This window comes from Clostridium ragsdalei P11, from assembly GCF_001675165.1.
Taxonomy (GTDB): domain Bacteria; phylum Bacillota; class Clostridia; order Clostridiales; family Clostridiaceae; genus Clostridium_B; species Clostridium_B ragsdalei.
The window spans coordinates 27,693-47,468 of record NZ_LROS01000007.1 but is presented as its reverse complement, the minus strand read 5'-3'; the positions used below and the strand labels follow the sequence as shown (position 1 = coordinate 47,468).

At 30.7% G+C, this 19,776-nt stretch carries 15 protein-coding genes and 1 riboswitch; all 15 genes read right to left on the bottom strand.

What is annotated here, in order from left to right; genetic code table 11:
• Positions 1–25 precede the first annotated feature (25 nt).
• The 15 genes from CLRAG_RS03455 to CLRAG_RS03390 all read right to left on the bottom strand — a co-directional run bounded on the left by CLRAG_RS03455 (position 26) and on the right by CLRAG_RS03390 (position 19,770).
• Entirely contained in the window at positions 26–973 is a 948-nt protein-coding gene (locus CLRAG_RS03455; protein WP_065077097.1) for an ABC transporter substrate-binding protein, read from the bottom strand.
• 228 nt (positions 974–1,201) lie between these two features.
• Positions 1,202–1,380: riboswitch (cobalamin riboswitch) on the bottom strand.
• A gap of 82 nt (positions 1,381–1,462) precedes the next feature.
• The gene (locus CLRAG_RS03450; RefSeq protein WP_065077096.1) at positions 1,463–2,245 is read right to left on the bottom strand and encodes a YARHG domain-containing protein; all 783 of its coding nucleotides are present in this window, start codon (positions 2,243–2,245) and stop codon (positions 1,463–1,465) included.
• Between the two features lie 13 nt (positions 2,246–2,258).
• Entirely contained in the window at positions 2,259–3,314 is a 1,056-nt protein-coding gene (locus CLRAG_RS03445) for a GAP1-N2 domain-containing protein (protein ID WP_065077095.1), read from the bottom strand.
• 2 nt (positions 3,315–3,316) lie between these two features.
• Positions 3,317–4,591: a TRAFAC clade GTPase domain-containing protein gene (locus tag CLRAG_RS03440; RefSeq protein WP_065077094.1), complete on the bottom strand. Its 1,275-nt coding sequence runs from the start codon at positions 4,589–4,591 to the stop codon at positions 3,317–3,319.
• Between the two features lie 55 nt (positions 4,592–4,646).
• Complete coding sequence (locus tag CLRAG_RS03435; RefSeq protein WP_242872083.1) at positions 4,647–5,357, bottom strand: GDSL-type esterase/lipase family protein; 711 nt, start codon at positions 5,355–5,357, stop codon at positions 4,647–4,649.
• A 90-nt stretch (positions 5,358–5,447) separates the two neighbouring features.
• On the bottom strand, positions 5,448–5,696 hold the full coding sequence (locus CLRAG_RS03430; protein ID WP_065077093.1) for a hypothetical protein: 249 nt from the start codon (positions 5,694–5,696) through the stop codon (positions 5,448–5,450).
• Between the two features lie 52 nt (positions 5,697–5,748).
• The gene (locus CLRAG_RS20400) at positions 5,749–5,916 is read right to left on the bottom strand and encodes a hypothetical protein (protein ID WP_154104929.1); all 168 of its coding nucleotides are present in this window, start codon (positions 5,914–5,916) and stop codon (positions 5,749–5,751) included.
• Between the two features lie 118 nt (positions 5,917–6,034).
• Positions 6,035–6,403, bottom strand: a complete 369-nt coding sequence (locus CLRAG_RS03425) for an NUDIX hydrolase (RefSeq protein WP_065077092.1) — start codon at positions 6,401–6,403, stop codon at positions 6,035–6,037.
• A 13-nt stretch (positions 6,404–6,416) separates the two neighbouring features.
• Positions 6,417–7,082, bottom strand: coding sequence for an epoxyqueuosine reductase (locus CLRAG_RS03420; protein WP_065077091.1), 666 nt, complete (start codon positions 7,080–7,082; stop codon positions 6,417–6,419).
• Positions 7,083–7,443: 361 nt separating this feature from the next.
• The gene (locus CLRAG_RS03415; protein ID WP_065077090.1) at positions 7,444–8,091 is read right to left on the bottom strand and encodes a hypothetical protein; all 648 of its coding nucleotides are present in this window, start codon (positions 8,089–8,091) and stop codon (positions 7,444–7,446) included.
• Between the two features lie 267 nt (positions 8,092–8,358).
• On the bottom strand, positions 8,359–9,618 hold the full coding sequence (locus CLRAG_RS03410) for a vWA domain-containing protein (protein WP_065077089.1): 1,260 nt from the start codon (positions 9,616–9,618) through the stop codon (positions 8,359–8,361).
• A 264-nt stretch (positions 9,619–9,882) separates the two neighbouring features.
• Positions 9,883–12,228, bottom strand: coding sequence for a hypothetical protein (locus CLRAG_RS03405; protein WP_065077088.1), 2,346 nt, complete (start codon positions 12,226–12,228; stop codon positions 9,883–9,885).
• A gap of 32 nt (positions 12,229–12,260) precedes the next feature.
• Positions 12,261–15,668, bottom strand: a complete 3,408-nt coding sequence (locus CLRAG_RS03400; protein ID WP_065077087.1) for a tubulin-like doman-containing protein — start codon at positions 15,666–15,668, stop codon at positions 12,261–12,263.
• Positions 15,669–15,687: 19 nt separating this feature from the next.
• Positions 15,688–17,142 (bottom strand): vWA domain-containing protein, encoded by a 1,455-nt coding sequence (locus CLRAG_RS03395; protein WP_065077086.1) that lies wholly within the window; start codon positions 17,140–17,142, stop codon positions 15,688–15,690.
• Positions 17,143–17,163: 21 nt separating this feature from the next.
• Positions 17,164–19,770 carry a GAP1-N2 domain-containing protein gene (locus CLRAG_RS03390; protein ID WP_065077085.1) on the bottom strand — a complete coding sequence of 869 codons (2,607 nt, stop codon included), beginning with the start codon at positions 19,768–19,770 and terminating at the stop codon, positions 17,164–17,166.
• Between the last annotated feature and the right edge of the window lie 6 nt (positions 19,771–19,776).

Genomic DNA, 19,776 nt, shown 5'->3' with positions numbered 1-19,776 from the left:
AAGCACATTCCTCTCTTATATATACTTAAAATGCTTCAGGATGAATTATCTTTGCCAGGGATTCTAATCCATCTGCAAGTCTAGGTCCCTGTCTGCTTATAATATCTTCATCCATTTCAAAAAGTTTATTTTTCTTTACAGCATCTAAATCTTTATAGCCCTTTGTAGACTTAATTCCATTTTTGCTATTAAATTTATTGGAACATATAAGTATATCAGGATTTTTTTCAACAAGCTTTTCAAGGCTGTAATTCCAACCTGTAACATCAGAAGCAGCATTTTTGCCTCCTGACATTTCAATCATCTTGCCTATAAAAGTGTCTTTTCCCGCAGTAAAATCACCACTTGTACCATAGCTTACTACATAATATACTGTAGGGGTGCTCTTTCCTTTTACCTTTTCCTGTACAACTTTAACCTTTTCTTTCATATTTGAAACTATACTATATGCCTTTTTATTAGCATTCAATACTTTTCCTACATTTTCTATATTGTTATAAGTATTCTCAAAGCTTTCATTTTTTGAAATAGTTAAAACCTTTATATTAAGCTGCTGCAGCTTTTTTAAAATATCCGGTTTAGTTAAATTAGTAGCTATTACCACATCCGGTTTAAGCTGAACAATTTTTTCAAGACTTGGGTCAGTTATAGTACCCACAGATGGTATTTTAGAAGCTTCTGTAGGATAAGTGCAAAAGTCAGTTCTACCTACCAAAAGATTTTGTTTGTTTAATGCATAAATTGTTTCTGTAACATTAGGCGATAAAGATATCACCTTTTTAGGCTCACTTTGAATTGTAATTTCCGTATTAGTTGAATCTTTTAATTTTAAAGGATAAGTGGTATTTTTAACAGATTCACTTTTGCTGCTGTCTATATTAGAATTGCTTGTATTAGATGCTCCGCATCCTGCTAAAAACACCGTAATCGTAATCATAATTAGTAAAACAAATTTTTTGCTACTCTTAAACATTAGTTACTCCCTCCAATTAATTAAATAAACAGAGTTCTTAGTATCAGATGGAGTTTTAACTCCACCTGATGCTTAGAAATCGTTATCCAGAGACGTAGCTGCTCTTTTACTCCCACTTGGAAAAGTGGGTGTATTAGAGCAGGTAGTCATCGGATAAACTAAAAAAACTATTACCCATAGATAACAGTTTTTAAGTAAATTAATTTACTCTAAAGCCTATCCACGTAAGCTATCCGTAAATTTTAGGCAGGTCTCCTGGCTCTGATTCATTGTATATTTACGCCTTCCCTGTTCCCAAGTGGCAAATTCATAAATATACTCCTCATTACAGTGGCGGGACCGCATAAGCTCTTCACTTATTTCCCTTTTAAACTTAAAAATCAAGTACCTAAAATTTAATATTAAATTATAAAATAAGTATATCATTTCTCCTATTTTATATCAAATTCTACTTTTTATACCCCAAGCATTTTCAAGGAAATAACCAGCCTATTTTTTATAATAATCTGCATCATATCCAGGTGATACATATTTCCCACGACCTTCTGCTGTTAATATGACCTTTACATTATGTCTCTCAAGAGCAGAAAGTTCCTTGCCATCATTGGTATACTTAGAATTAGGCTTATACCAGGACTTACTTGCAAAATAACTCTTATATGGTTCTGTAGGAAATGTATAGCCATGCCTTGCAAATATTTCATTTCTAGCAAGTGCCAGCTGCTTTTTACTCATACCTTTCAGGTCATTACTAGTAAGTGCCCTTGTATTGCTGTAAGGTATCACGTATTCTCCTGAATTATTATTTGTATCATTTTCATCATTGTTATTTAAATCAGAAGAAACGTTTTGCTTGGATTCCACATTTGAAACATTTTTGCTAGAACCTTTATTTATAAGTGAGGATATCATCTTAAAGGCAACAACAAATACAATTATAGTTAAGATAGTTATACCTATCATTTTCAAATTTAACGGCCGCTTATCCTTAAGTGGAGTATCATCTAACTCCCTGGTAAATTCATCTTTATCTTTTCTATCTGTCTTTTTTGCTTCATGAGATGAGCCAAAATCAAAACTATAGCTGTCCTTTAAACTATCCTCATGTTTTTTATCTTCCTTTTTATAGTCACTATTTTCTTTATCATAGTACTTTGTATCATCATTTTTATCCTCTTCTCTTTCATGTCCCTTTTCCTGTTTTGCACCGCAGTATACACAAAACTTATCATTTTCATTAAGCTCTGTACCACATTCTCTACATTTAGCCATCTACTTGTCACCTCTAATCTTTATTTGAAAATAACTTCTTTAAAAAATACACTAGATTATGTTTATGTTCAACTTGTTTATTTTCCTTCATACATATAGGACTTTCTTTAACTTCTTCATTTTGAGAAGATGGGCACAAAATATTATCATACATATCAATCGTAAATTTTTCTCTAGAACAATCATTATCTGCCTGAATAAAAAATTCATTTAAAACCCGTTCATTTTCTATATTATTCATAACAAAGTCTATAAAAATATGATGTCTTTCATCAATTCCTTCAAGATAGAAATTATTATCTGCCATATCAAAAACATATCCTGCTTTTACATCTTGAGTAATCCTTTTTATACTTCCTTCAAGGAGAAATTCAATATTTATAAACTCCTTTATTTCAGGCTGCTTCACATAAGTTGTAAAACCAACCTTTCTCCTTACTGCAAAAGGAAGTGCCCTATACAAATATTTTAGTATTCCTTTTATAACTTTATCCATATTTTTATTATAAGAAACCACAATATATATCTTTTTATTAAAAGCAGCTGCATCAAAACAAGCTTTTACCATATTTATAAATATATTTTTATCTATGGAAGCAACTAAAAACAAGTCTTCTATAGAGTTAAAAACATCATAAGTTCTATCAACTTTCACTTCTCTCAAACTTTCTATGGAAGTTCCCTTATCCATATCATAATTTTCTACAAATCCTGAGGCGTATATTATTTTTTCAGGATTTTCTATGTATAACTTTCTTTCGTTCTCAGGTATTATATAGCAGTGAGTAAAATACCTATTCCTTTTTAAGGTATAGTCCTTCCCTGCAAAAGCTGACTGTCCTATTATAATTTCTCCATCTCCAGCATTTGCATAAAAAAGTGCCTTAGGATATTTACTTAAATCTTTTTCTCCGGCTAAAAATGCAGGAGCAGCATAAAAGCATAAACTGTGAATAGTGTCTTTTATGAATTCATCCTCAAGTTCGCTGCTTTTTGCAATAGTATCATAACCTGGAGTACTGCTAAATATTCCTCTTTTTTCCCTAGTATAATACTGCTGCTCTATCATATCTATTCCCTGCCCCCATCCAGATAATTCATTTTATAAAGCAGCCACAAAAAAGGCTCATCCACTCTAATAGGATTTATACTGCTGCTTCTATCTATTTCAAGATGATTGGAATTAGAACCCAGAGAAGATACTGCAAAATAACCTGCAGTTTTAAAACAAGCATCCACTGCACCTTTAAATGGGGCATCAGCTTTCAATAAAAATTTTCTAACTTCACCATCAATATTTTCAAATTCATTTAAATTAAAAAATCCTTCATGATTGTAATTTTTAAATATATTACTGTTCTCTCCTATATATTCTTCATCCTTTAAATTCTTAAGCATATCACTTTTAGTAACCACTACTGCCGTAGGTATATGCGTTTTTTCTTTAGATTCCTTGGATATAAAATTTTCAAACAAATACACTATTATATCCTTTGGTTCCTGATACTTTTCCGTAAAGTCACCTTTTTCCCTATTTACAATGCTTAACTTTTTCCTCAAAGTCCTCATTTGAAGTGGATCTACAAGAAATATTATTCCATCTGAATTCTTTATATGTTCTGCATGATTTTCCATATAGGTCTTATCTGTCATACCCTCACCTGGTATATCATAAAAAATAAGAGTCAAAGGTGGAATTTTATCCTCTTTAAATTTCAAATTTTCTATTAAAGGTTCTACATGCTGTTTGGGAGTAGGATCGAGCATTAAATTTTTCTCGAAAATTCTCTCTTGATTTTCTCTTATCTCATCATTATACCCGGAGTTTCCTGCAATAAGAGAGGCCCCTATTCTTTCACAAGTATACTTTTCAAGAACATAAAGAAGAGTTGTCATATATACGGACTTCCCTACTTGAGAAGCTCCTATAACGGATATAATTTTAGAAGGTCCTCTTCCTGAAGTTATAGGCAAATCATTGTGACAGTAAGGACATAATCTTTCATCTGTACTTGCATCGTATTTATCTTTAATTTCAACTAGTACTTTGTCCACTCTCGTCTTATTTCTTTCAGGAAGTGCCTGAGCCTTAACAATGGGATTCATTGGCCCTAATGTTCCTTTTCCTATCTTTTTATAGTATCTATTAAGAAGCTCATCCTCTACCTTTTCATATTCAGGATCTCCCTTTTCCGAGTGGGAAGCCCTAAATACTACATGATCTGATTTAAACTTTTTAAAGCAAAAAGGACATGTTATCATAAAAGGACCTCTTTCATAAGTTGCCTTCTCATAAGTATTTCTAGGTTCACTATTACCACTCCTGAAAAATTTAAAGATTTCCATAATCTCACTCCTCCATATTAAATCTTCTAAGTTGAAAATAAACACATAGTGCTTGCTATAAATATTTCTTCATATTTTCAAGAATAACTGAATATGCATTTGGCCACATATGTATACCTTCTATTGAAAATTCTTCTTTCAAGTTTCCTTCTTCATCCATTAATCCATCATTTACATTAATAAATTTGTAATTATGTTTTTTAGCTAATTTTTCAACATCTTCATTTGCTTCTAGAATAATAGCATTTGTACGTGTCTTAAATCTACTTTTTTTAAATTCTTCATCTACTCCAGGAAAGTCAGCTTTTGCATTCAGTGGATAATAAGCCATTAAATGCACTTCGCAATGAGGGAGCTTTTCACTTATTTGAGTTAAAATCTTATCATAGTTCTTAATTAAATTTTCCTTCTTATAATCTGGTGTATTCATATCATTTGTTCCTATATTAATAAATATTTTTGATGGTTCTAACTCAAAAATACATTCGTTCATAGAAGCTAATAATTCTGTTGTTACAAAACCCGCAATTCCGCGATTATAGATAATACAGTTTTTCTCTAAAGTTTGCTGCATCTCATTAATTGGGAAAAATTCCATTAATGAAGAACCAACAAACAAAATTTGTCCTTTCTTAACAGATTGATTAAGTATCTTATAACTTTTTAATTTGTTTCTCTTTTGCTCCTGTATATAATTATATAATATAGCCTCACGTACACCCTTCATATCTAGTTTCTTTAGTGTTTCCATAGTTTTTTCATCCATCACCTTAGTACCTCTATTCTATTGATTATTTTAACTATACTTTATTGTATATAACATCTTTAAACAAATTACTAAATTAAATTATAGACTTTATAAGAAAAATGAAATTTTAATTACAACACCAAAGATAAATATGCTGCATAAAATTAATAGTATCCCATCTGATTTTTTACCCTGCTTATAAAAGTGCAAACCATTAAAAATTTGAAAAACACCTAAACAAGTAAGCATATACGGCATTACTATTCTACTATCAATGTTGCCAATAAATATGCTTATGGCTAATATAATTATTAATATTCCAAGTATAAACCTAACTATTGAAAAATTTCTTTTCAAAGTCCTCCCCCTTTTGATATTTATATTTGGTTCGATTTGAATTCAAATATTGCTAATTATCAAATAGTTTCGGGTATAAGTACAATAGACATCCATCTACTATTCCAAGTATAATATAATTAATTAGATTACTTTTTAGTTTGATAACCTCAAATCCTATAAAAAATGTTAAGAAAATAATTACGAAATTTATTAATGCAAATAATTTATTCTTTTTCATATTTTACCACCTATCATCCATTAGTAGTTGAGAATCTAATATTGACTATTTATATATGTAATTGTAAGTAAAATTTTACTTAAAACCTACAAAGCTTTTGAAAAAAGCAGACTATTACCTAATTGATGTTTATTGGACTATTGGGTATATTTCCAGAAATAATTTCTAAAAAAAGATTGCCAATTTGCGGCGTGAAAAATTCTTCGTTCGATGATACTATCTCATCTACGCTCCACCATTTATAACCCTTTAGAGTTCTTACCTCATTGGGTGTCATGCTTTTAAAGGATATATCTGTATTCTCTGATTTAATAAGATAATACCTCTCATAACTAACAAAATCTCCTTTTTTGCCATTAAAGACTACTTCTCTTGTCCATATCCAAGATCCTATTGAATAGAATACCAAGCCTGTTTCTTCAAATAATTCTCTTCTTAATGCTTGTTCAAAGTTTTCGCCTTCCTCAACTCTACCACCAGGAGTCACCCATAAAACCTTCTCACTTTGATATTCCAATAGGACATGACACCATACAAAATCCACAAGAATGTTTTCTATGATGTGTTTTTATATAAAGGCTTCTTTTCTGATTACATAATTTATAGTTAATTAATTTTTCACGTTTTGTATCTATGTTCCATTTATAACCACTTAAAGCCTTATGAGGACAAGCATTAACGCATATATTACACTCTGTTGGACATTTACTCTTTGTAATTGGGCTTCCTATTGGCAAATCAAAATTAATTAGTATTGCAGATAATCTTACTCTTGGTCCATACTTTTCTGTAATCAAAACACCATTTTTACCTATCCACCCTAACCCTGCATTAACACTTGCAAATTTAAATGAGAATGGTGCAATGAGTGTTTCTTCATTTGATTGTGCAACGGGTGGTATATAATATTGAATTTTGTATTTTTTTAATACGGTGGTAATTTTTTCTAATAATAATTTAATCCTATCACTTGATTCCCGTATTAAATTTTCAAGTTTCTCTTCTTTATAACTATTTTTACTCAATAAATTCGTATGCGGAACACCAAAAACTAATGCACATTTATAATCTGATTTATATTCACTAAAGTCTATATTTGAAGTACCAAATAGAATATCAGAATTTTTCTTAAAAATCTCCAAAATATCATTGTATAAGTCGCTCATATATATTGCTCCTTTTATATAAAATATTTTTCTTCATCATATTTTACAAATGCAAACTCTCTCATAAATTGCTAATAAAAATATCTTATAGTAGTTGAGACGCTAATATTGACTATCTATATGTGATCTTAAGTAAAATTTGAACTTATACGAAGAGATATTTTACAATAATGAAGCACATTTAAATATTTTGTACATAAGTCTTAGTAAAAAATTTGTGAAAATCTTAGAACTTTTGAATTGTTTGAGGTACGAGTTTTCGAAAGCTCTTAGATTTTCTAGAATTTTTTGCTTAGACTTATCAAAATATTTAATAGGCTGAAGGTTGTAAAAATATCTCGTAGTATACTTCAAATTTTACTTACAACCTACAAAGCTTATAACTACCACCGTATTTATCAACATCCTTTATAAACACTTTTACATATTCATCCTTTTTTACTGTTATTTCCGGCATTTCATTTATGCCAACATGAATATCACAGATAAAATCAAAACTTATGCCATCCTTATTGTTCATAGGATAAGAATCTCTCTTTTTTACATAGCACAATACATCCTTATGAAGGGGAATTTCTGACTTTATAGTTATCTGCAGCTTTTTATCCTTGGAAAATAAACCTTTTAGAGATTTTACTTCTTTTATGTCATAGTATATGTCAGGTTTCCCTGTACTCACTACAATTTGATTTTTACCATTATCCTGTTTTACAAGCAGTATATCATCATCACTTTCAACCGCTGGAAAAACATAGTACCTATACTGATTTATTTCTTTAATGGTCTCACAATACCCATTGAATTCTTTATACTCTTCCATAGTATATAATTTTGTACTTTTCAACTCTGCATCATTCAAAGAAAAATCATCCAAGTTGTCAGTTTTCATTACATACACTATATCTGTATCTTTAGGCCATTTCCATCTTATATAAAGCCTGTCTTTTTCAACTTCGCAGCTAATTTCACATATTTCATTGGAGCTATCTTCAAATTCAATTATCTTCATTGCTATACCACCCAATTCTAAATATAATTAATAGTTAAGAATGAAGAATTAATAGTTACTGTGGATTTTTTCCGTTACACTACAAAAAATCTTTGATTAAGATTTTCATCAATGTTTTGCTAAAGCGAAACATTGATAAGTTATATAAATTTAAAGATTTTTTGCGATAGCTAAAAATCATCCTTCACTATTAATTTTTCATTATTAATTCTTAACTTGCGAGCTTTGACTCGCAAAGTCTTTATATTATGTGCAAAAGTTGAGTAATTACCTAAAAGTATTACCTTTAGTTTTGTCAAAACTAGTTCTCTGATTTCCCCTCAAATAACTACTTTTAGAATAATCTTTTATATCAACCATAACTGGAATAAGTGTAAATATAAGCGCAATCATAATAACTAAAAGTGCCCTATAAAGAGAACCATGGTCTGGGTAATTTAAAAATCCTACTTCCATAATAAGTCCTCCTAAAAATCCAGCTGCAATTCCACCTATTAAAAATCTCTTAAGTAAATTTTTATTATCAAATACAAAACTTATAGACATTGTTATAAGTCCAGATATAATTGTAATTAAAAGTACTCTAAGTATCATATATAAAGTAGAAGATTCAGTTAATCCATCTCTTCTGTCTACTAATAACCTCTGCTGAGTTGCATAATATATCTTACTAAAGGTTCCCTTTAAATCACTGGCATTTTTTACATTATAATATTCTCCATGAGTATCTTTTGCAATTTTCTTAAGGGTAGTAAAGTTATTTTCATTAGACATGCCTATTGTATAAATAGATATATTTGAATCTTTAAAAGGTTTAAGAGTCTCATCAAATTTTTTATTTAATCCAAAATTGTCTTCACCATCTGAAAGCAAAATTACCGCAGCCTTTCTTCCAGGTTTTTTAGTTGAATTTATTTCATCATAAGCACTGTTAATGGCTTCTCCCATGTTGGTATTTCCAGCTGGAGTTTCATATTGTTTCAACTCTTCCTCAGCATTTTTCTTAAGTGAATCTGAAACCTCTGTCATAGGTATTATTCTCTTTGAAGTATCATCAAACTTATATATTGAAACCCTATTTTGTGTGTTCATATTATCCATAAGATTTAAAACCGAAGAAAATCTCTCATTTTGAGGATCAGTATTTGCCATACTTCCTGAAGTATCTATTACAAAAACTATATCGTTCACCTTTTGAAACTTCAATCCGCTGCTTTCATATATAAATTGAAAAAGCATGCCAAATACAAAAATTGCAATAAAAGTACAGGGAATCAAAAATTTAAAAGAAGTCTTTAAGTAATTGTTTTTCCACGTAACTCCATTCAACCTTGGATTTATCATCTCTCCTACAAGGCAAAAAGTACCTATGCAAAGTGCTATGATTCCAAAATAAAACCCCATAAGTAAGCTTCCACTCATCTTATACTTATAAGCATTTATAAAAATTTCCCCTATAATAAATCCTATGATGCCTCCTATTAAACTCATAACAGTCATAGTTAAATTTACTCTTTTTTCTACCAACTGGATACCTCCTACTTGTTATATAAATATTCTAAGTAAAATTAGATTTATATATAAAAATCTTTTACTCTTAATGGATAAAAATACAATTAATAGTTAAGAGTTAAGAATTAATAGTTATGGATGATTTTCTTCCGTTAACACTTCAGAAAATCTAAAATGTAACGCCATTAAAGCCTCGCTTTAATGAGCTTTAAATTTAAGATTTTTCGTAACATAGTGGAGAAAAATCCTCATTCACTATTCATTCTTAATTATTAATTCTTAACTAATTTCTGGCAGCAGTTTTTCATCTACTCCATGGATCAAATATCCATTTTCCATACAATAATTATAAAATTCCATTGAATTTCTTACATAAATAATATCCTTTGCTCCAAAACCACCCATTAAATTCAACTTTTCAATACCACTGCTCTTTATTTCATCTATGTATCCTATTTTATAATTTCTGGTTTTCCTGTCAAAATCAAAAGCATACTTTATAAAATCACTGCTGTAATCTCCAAAAAAGTATTTTTCCATGTAGGGCTTTACATCATAATTCATTATATAAATTTTCAAAGCTGAATTTTTATCCAGCATGTCGTAAAGCTTTCGGTATAATTCTTCTTTTGAAAGCACCTTAGTTTCCAAATTAGGAACATTCACATTGGCCCTTTCATTAAATTCTTCTTCAAAAGATTTTTTAAACTGATCCTCACTTAAAATATATTTAGTGCAAAAATATATTACCTTCCCCAGAAATTTTTCATCCGATTTCTTTAAATTTTCTACTGTATTTCCCAGGTATTTATCTTCTAAATAAAATGCTTTTCCAAAATTTTTTTCAAGTTTATCCAATATATCATTTACTACATTTTCATAGTAAGCCCCTACATTTTGAGCTGTATATTTATCCTGTTTTTCTATAACTTCATTTTCACAACTTTTTATTGTCTGTCCTAGATCCTTTATCCTATTTATATAACTTGAAACTTCACTGTGAACCTTTAAAAGAACATCCTCGTAAATATCAAGAATTTTCTTTGATATATTTAATTTCAATATTTCTAATTTTCTCCCATATACATCCAAAAATATTTTCTCCTGAGCTTCTTTTACCTGAGCACCTTTTGAAAAAAAACTTTTAATACCAAAGCTAGGAGCAAATCTTGTCTCATATATATCCTCAATTTCATCATTTAACTTACTTACAAATTTCAAGATAGAATCTCTTCTATTTCTTATATAACTTACAGTTTCTCCTTCCTCCGAGGTCCAGTTAAAGGCACAATATAAATTAAGCTTATTGTCCTCAAGTATATTTTTTCTAATCAAAGTCCTCATATTATTTTCTAAATCACAGTTTTTCACCGATTCCTCAGAAGGCTTTTGAAAGTTTTCAAAGAAAAACTTTTCGCATCTATCATCGTATAACTTTTCTTCTATCTCCCTTAAGTTAAAGCTTGATATTTTTTTCTCTACCTGTTTCAAATTATCTGCCATAATCCCCTGCATGTCTTCTATTGTTACTCCCCCAGGAAGTATTTCTTCAACTTGAAGTTCAATACTTGCCTCATCAATTTTTAAAACTTCATTTATAAATTCCTTCTGCTTTTTAGAGAGTGTATTCATTTCATTTAACATTCTTCCATAAAATGCTCCAAGCACAGAAATAGCAATGGCACTATTAGGTCTTTTCACCTGTGAAAGTCCTGCTGAAATATACCTATTCATAGAATTATCATAACTTATGTTTGATTTAAATATATTGTTGTCATAATACTGATTTTCCGTATCCGAATAGGCATTTGATGATGCCTCCCTATTTTTTATAAGATTTATATAGGAAATTATTTCATAGTTGTTATCCATGGAACATTTAGGAATTATGCCCTTCTCATTTTTTTCCTCCAGAACATAGGTAAGATAAAATAGAGGCCCTTCCCAGGTAACATTAAGCTGTGTCTCATCTCCATAAACAGCTATGTCTTCTTTAAAGCTAAAGCTATCCTTTTGAAAATATTCCACTTCCCTAAAAAATCCTACTGTAACTGCCCCTTCATAGACCTCATCCTCTAAATTTTGACTTTTAATTAAAACATAGAGATCTGCAGAACTGAGTTTAAATACCTCCAGCATCCTCTTTTTTAAAAGTACAGTCACTTCTGTAAGTATTACATTCAATGGATCCTTAGACGTAGTAATTACAGAAATATTTATGCTGTCAAAGGAGTTAAACATGTCCCCCTCTGACAACAACTTATCTCTAGCTTCTGTAATTTTTCGATTTAAACTTTTAAGATCTTCCTTATTACTGTAAAATCTATCTCTTATATCTTTTCTCAACGTCTTTTTATTTTTAAAATTTTCATGGAGCTGGATGCTAAAAGAATTATCCGTATCTTTAACAGATTTTGTGGAAACATTTATAAAAACTGCACCTCTGCCATTGCCCCATTTTTTATTTATACTATTTCTAATATACTCATAGGCATCTTCAGTACTATTTCCTATAAAGAGAAAAAGTATGGGGTTATTCACATTCCTTTTAGTGTCACCATCATATATTGTTTTTTCCACCTTTAAATCATACTTTTCCACAAAATTTTTTAAAACTTCTTCCATGAAAATTCCTCCCAATTACAGATCCATATTATCTAAGCCAGCAATTTTTGTACTTCTTGAAGTCTTGAAAGTATGTCATTATAAAAAGCATACAATTCGTCACCATCTACCATCTGATACTTTCTAGTGTCCAGCTCTCCAACAGATGATTTAACTTCTTCTATAATAGAACTTACTTTTGATTTTAATATTTCAACTCCATCTCCTGTAGAAAGCTGTTCTAACTTTCTATCTGAAGTTTTATCTACAATAGTCTTTTCTCCCTTATCTAAAGTCTCATATTTATCAAATATTGCTTTATACTGATATTCCTTTTGTTTTAATACATTTATAAAAGGTTCTATATCTACTTTGCTATCTTCACTTCCATTATAGACATAAAGCAAACCCTTCTTTATTATAGTTTCCGTATAAAGTGCCCTTAAAAAACTATCTACATTAGCTTCAGCTTTGCTCAAATCTGATATTATATTTTCAAGCTCCTTTTTCTTATCTATTATTTTTTCATACTTTTCCACTTCTTTTTTTACGAGCTCTGTAAGCTCTGGAGTTCTTATCAGATCAATTTTAGCCTTTTCGCTGCTGCTGCTTTCATAAATATAATATTTCTGGCTGTCACTATCTTGTACAGGGGTCAGCTTATCCTGAATAAGTTTGTTCATATCCCCTATGGCCCTTTTTACCTCTCCTATATTTACCTTGTCACCCTTCATATCCATATTATAATTTTTCATAAAATCATCTATATTAAATTCTTCAGTAATAACACACTTGTATCTTTCATTGCTCCCCTTTTGGGTATCTACTATGCATCCAAGTTCTAAGGCTCTGTCAAAGAGATTCCTTACTTTTTCATTATATTCTTTTACTCTATCATTTACATAAGTTGTACCCCAAGCTTCTTCTGGAATAGGTGATGGAAGGTATACCCAATTTTTCTCTCCATTTTGATATAAATGCCTTCCTATTCCATCCCGTTCAAACATAGTCTTTTCGTAAATCTCTTCGTAATGTTTTATAGGAGCATAGGAATACAATGGAACTCCATTTTTAGTATTAAGCCAGAATATCCTATTTGTAACCATACTCTCCTTGATGTTAATGGCATTGCCTTTATTGGAGTTTTTCTTATATTCCCTAATTCCTTCAAGAATTTTCTTTGCATTTCTAGGCACTGAAACCATACTCCATGCTGGGAAATTCAATGCCTCCGTATTACTTAAATGGAAAATAGGCACTGCATCCCTATCAAGCTTTGGTGCAATTTCATCCTTAACTATATTTATTATGGATTTATCTTCTCCGTATTCTAATGCAAGGAAATCTTCCATGGATTTTGTTATTACATCTCCATATTCTTCTGAGACAAAACTTGAAATTGAGCCAACTACATCAATATGCATTTCATCAATCCATTTTTGGGATTCCTCTAAAAGTTTCTCAGAAAATCTCCTTACAATGTCATCTGCTTCTTCTTTATTCACAACTTTTTCAATATAATCTACTAAATCCGGAACTTTTACTACTGTCCAGGAATAGGTTCTTCCAAGAGCTCCTTCTATTTCCTCTCCCTTTACAAGTACATCTCCATCTTCTTTAAATATCCTGTTCAACTCATTTAATATTTCAGTATATACCCTATAAATACTGTTATTCAGTTTGCTAAGTTCTTCAATTACACTGCTATAAAAGTCAGCCATCCTCATTATTCTCTGTTCTTCAGATTTTAATAAATACTCCTCACTTTTAGCCTCTATGTAATCATTTTTCTTGCCTTCTTTAGTAAACAATAGGGCTTTTCTAGCTTCTACAAACTTATCCTCAGCTAGTTCTTCTGCAGACTTTATTTCCGTAGAAATATTCATAAGTCTTTCATTTAAAGAAGCTACCTGTGTCTCTAAAGTCCTTACAACACAAAATCCATCTGAAAACAATACTCTAGATGCATAAAAAGGTCCTTTTTTAGGGTCTTTAAAAATTTGATTCACCATATCCTTAACTAGTTTTAAAATTTCACCTGGATACTGTGTTTTCACTTTGTCATATTCGTTAGTGCAGTCCCTCAAGTACTCTTTCATCTCTTCATCTATATTCACGGACTGCTTTTTTATTACATTGTCGTAATTAAACTTTTCCCTGTTTTTATAACCTGTTAGTGGCTTTCTATTTTGAAGATGTTCTTCAAATCTGTCTATTACAGAATCCTCATCCAATCTTGCCTTCCTTATAAATTGGTCTATTTCCTGTTCTTTAGGTATGTTCTCAAACATATACTGTATTTTTTGAAAAAGTTTATAAGCCATATAGGTAGTTATTTCTTCAAGAGGAAGTACTGCAGAAGAGGCACCTATCATTACATATTTGTAATTGGCCATATATGGTTTTGCCATGTTGTCTGTATTCTGCTTCAAGTTGCTTATATAATCCTGTATTGCAAATACTCCTCCAGATTCTCTAACCTCATTTGACATGAAGTTTACAATATTTTCTGCAGTTACATTCATGCAGTAGTCATAAGCATTGCTCATAGGTCTGCCGTCTACATTTGTAGCAGAAATAAGATGACACAGATTAAAAGGAGGCATAGGTGAATCAACTGTAAGCCTGTTTCTGTATTTTTGAGTAAATCTCTCATGTCTGTCTCCAATACCCATAAGATAATCCAACTCTTTAAGTGCTGCAAATCCATTTTTTATAATATAGGATTGTGCAGATTGGTTGTCAGAAGTCTTAGATAAGTTAACATCTGGCATAAATAAATAGCTCATAATATTTACCTTGTCATCGCCTTTTGCTCCGTAAATATTATTCATTATTCCCCTTACTATATAGGCAATATCTATGAATGTTCCACTTCCAGTTCCTCCTGAAAGTCCAGAAAGTACAAACACATGTAAAATTTCCTCTGTATCTTCCTGAAGAAGTCTTATTTTCTTTTCTAAGCAATCCACAATCTCATTAATTTTTGTAAAAAGCAGCAATCTTCCAACCTGTCTAACTCCACCAGCACCATCAGTACCGCTTTCAGAAGATAACTCTGGTGCCAGCCACTCTTTTATACAATCATCCAGTATCTTACGATCGTTTAATATAGACCTGACTTCTGCATTTGAAAGCATGACAAGTTCACTTTGAGGATCAAGTCCTACCCCACCATTCATGGGATATCTCTTATTTTTTTCTCCCTGATTTGTTTCAAAACCTAAGAATTCAACTTTCTTAGGCTTATCTTTTCTTGTATTTGAAATACTGTCCTGCTCCAGCACAAATCTTTTATTTATTTGATATTTTAATCTCAGCATAGCATCTATACCTGTTCCTCCAAGTCCTATTACAAGAACTGGATTAGGTATTGTTTCTATACGTATCTTATCACTTATTATTCCTCCACCTTTGCTAACTTCAAGGTCTTCCAGGTGTTCCCTAACTCTAGTATTCATATTCTACCTCCCTTTGGCACTATTTTGAGTGAAATTCTAATGTTATACTTTTTGTTACTTTATTTAAAAACACTGTTACTTTATCTCTGTTATAAAGAACTAGATTAGAACTTTCCTCAAGCTTTCTACCAGACTTTTGAAGTACACAGCCTGACTTATTTACAATTTCTATGCTGTCATCTTCTTTAAATATAAATTTTATATTATCTGTTTCTGCATACTCTTCTTTTAATCCTAAGACTTCAAAAAGTGTAAAACTTCCATTGTAATTGTCCAAGTTTCTAAATTGAGGTGAAAGAACCTCACTAGTATTTTCATCCTTAATGTGAATTTCCAGTCTTCCAAATCCCTGTACACGTCTTTTCTTCATCAGTACAAAGGCTGCAAGGCCTATAATAATTAGTGCTGCAGCCACAGCTGCTCCTATGGCCTTTGGACTTTTAAGTGCAGACTTATTGCCTTCAATATTTCTATCTGAAGAATTTTGTTTTCCCTGATTTTTATAATTAAATACATAACTTATCTTTATATTGCTGCCGCTTACACCTTTTACCTTTAGATTCCACTGACCGCTTGCAGGTTTTACAATCTTAAGTACTGAATACTTCTTTGACTTTGTAAAAACCACATCACTTGAAGGTATCTGTACTTCCTTACTTGAAGGATTTATAAGCTTTAATTCTAAAGGTTTGTCTGTAACCATGGATATATTGGCTTCCAAAACATTTGACCCTGGTACATTTATTTTAAAATCCTGAAAGGTTCCATCAGCCACAATATTTCCCTGATCCTGAACTTTTACATTTGCGCTGTCTCCATATATATCCTTTAGTATGTCTGTAAGGTCTGATGCCTTATTGGTTATATAATTTTTTCCCTTTGTCTCACTGGCTATTTGAGTTAACTGTGCTTTATCCACAGTTCCATCATAGTTGAGTCCTATAGTGTACACAGGATAACCTTTGCTTTTGCATGTGCTTATTGCACTATTTAAATCCTTTAAAGATTCACTGGCACTCCTTTGAGAATCATTTTTACCATCGGACAGCAGTATTATAAGTGGTCTATTATTGCTATTATGTCCACTATCTAATACTTTTGCACCTTCCAAAAGACCTCTTCCAATATCGGTTTTCTGCCCAAGGGGTATATTAGAAGCCATTTCCTCTATTCTCTCTTTATCCGATTCAGAATTTATTGCATCCAGGTTATGTTCTTTTATTATGGTATCTGAATAAGCCACAAGTCCTGCCTTGTTTCCCTGTACCTGTCCCATATCCAAAAACATCTTTATAGCTTCTGTCCTTATCTCTTCTGGATCACTTTGTTTCATAGATCCACTTGAATCAAGCACAAAAACTACATCTACATTTGGAGATGATGTACTGGCATATACCTTTTGTGAAGGTATAAAACTCAATTGGAGAACATACACAAAAACTGCAATGAGAACCATCTTAGCTCTAGTTTTCACAGTAAATAACACCTCTTTAAATCATTTTTTAAAAAGATCAAGTATACCCTTTTTCTTGCCCTTTTCCTCTGCTTCTTTTTCAATTTCAAGCCACTTTTCTCTAATATAAACTTGACTTTTTAATTTACTTGTCTTATCAACAATATAGGCAGTATACTCTTTTAACTTTTTTTGAGAAATTTTTATAAGTATTTCTATTACTCTATTATATATAATATTTTCCCTTTCTTCACTTAAATTTTTCTTATTTTTATATAAGGTTATGAAAAAATCCAAAAATATTTTATACCTCTCATTATATCGAGAACCCATTAAGTTTTTATATTTTTTTGTAAAAAGTATATCCTCTATACCATTAAAATATACATTGTAAAAGGTATCTTCATATTTGGAACAAAAAAAAGTCTTTTTTACCTTTATATGGCCTGTAAATCCAGAAGACTGCACTAATATATTAGGTAAAAGCCAGCTTAAGTATTCTCTATACTTTTCCTCACTCATATATGAAAAGTTATATTTGACCTTCTTAAGAAGTCTTTCATTATAGTCCATATCTGGATTTTCAATTCTCTTACCAATATACAAAAGTTCTGATATATTACAGATGGTTGTAATATTATATTTTCTTTTTAATTTTAAAATTGTTTCAATAAGTGCATTTTCTTCTCCTGCATTATCTATACTTAACTTTTCTTCCACATCCGTTATAAACTTCTCCATTACTTTTTTATCCACAATGTGCATATTTAAGTTCTCAATTATATAATTCAGTATGCCTTTGTAACTTTCAAGGGCTGCGTCATCTCCATTATAAAATTCCAAATATAATTTAAAAGCATCTGAAAATTTTTCACTTCTGTATTCTTCAAAAGAATTGAATATTTCACTACAGTAATTTATAAAAAAGTCCTGATTTTCAGTATTTTCTTTTAGCTCAAAAACATATAGAGAAAATAAAAAATTATAGGAGTTTGGAAGGTTGTACATATTTAAATAGACTTTTTTCTTCCAATTGCCATCCTTATTTCCCTCGTCTACAACAAATTTCGCAAGCAAATCCAAAATAGCTTCGCTTCTACCTAAATAATAGTTTATGCAGTAAATTCTAATAATAATTTTTGAGATACACTCACAATCATTTTTAAAATAATTGAGCACATATAAAGTGTTGTCCTCAGATAATATTAAAAATTTTATGCAGTTATTTAAAAGCAAAGTAACATTTTTATCTCTAAAAGTGTAACCGGAGTAAATTATATCTGATATTGTAGAAATTGAATAATAAACCGGGTTTTCTTTTATATAATCTTGAATATTTTTTATTCTATCTGGACTCAGCGAGACTTCTAGAAATTCACCCATATTATCCACTTCATCCTGTGCCATTCTTTTACGCAAATTCAACATTTCATAAATATCAGTATCTTTGCTGTAAACTGCAATATAATCAAGAGAGTCAAAGAAAAATTTATAAGCCTTTACTATATAGTTATCATCATCTATGTCTCTGGACACTTTAAGTAAAAATGTAGTTATCATATAGCAAAGCTGTACATCTACCTGTGTGCTTATCTTTTCAAGTCTTGCATTAATCTGATGAAAGAGTTCCTCATAGGCATCTTCCGATTTATACTTAATTGCAAAACTAAGAGCCTTTTTCACATCTTCTATGCTGCATTTTTCAAGTCCCTTTTTTACTATATTATAAAGAGTTACACAATTATCCACTTCTTCATCCAGTTTATTGTACTCAAACTGATCTAAAAATTTTAAAAAAGGCAGAAATACTTCTTTTGAAACAGTGTATCCTACTTCAGCCCGCTTTGAAAAACTGCTTTTGCTCCTTGGACAATCTTCTGAAAAATTCATAGCACTGTACTCATACATCTTTCGATTGTCTGCAAAATTAAATTTGCTGCCATTTTTACTTATACCACAGAGTATATAGTCTGTATTGTCTGGGTTATAGCTGTAAGTAGTAAAACTAAATTGCAGCGCCAGCTTTTTAGGTAGTGACATACAAACTGCCCCAATCCAAAAAGGAATGTTTTCTTTTACATCTGCAAGTATAATTCTTTTTTTGGAACTATTATACATCACAACACGTTCTAAAAGACTTGTAAATTTCTTACCCTTATCTCCTCCACTGCCTTTTAAAAAATTACTTATTTCATCAAAATCAACTACATTACCTAGTGGAATCTCCGTAATTTCAGGAAGATAGTCTATTTCAACAGCATTTTTTTCTTCTTCACTCAAACAATATCTAAAAATAGGCGATTCATAAAGCTCTATGGGATAAAATTCCCAAGCATTATTCGATATAAGTACATGGCAAAAGTAATTTCCATATCTCTCTGAATAATCTTTTCCCACATATTTAATTTGTGAAATACAGTACTTTCCATTTTCAAGTCTAAAAGAAGAAAAAGATATAGGAAACAACCTGTCTATCTCTTCCTTGGTAGGTTGTGTTGGAAGATTAGAAGGCGGTATGTATATGCAGTGGCTTTCTATTTCCATTCTCTCGTTATCCGTAATGCCCTTTGACATGGAATAAGTTTGAAATCCCATTCCAGAGGACAAGCCTTTTTTACAGGACGTATAAAAAAGCTGCTGAACTGCCATTATCTA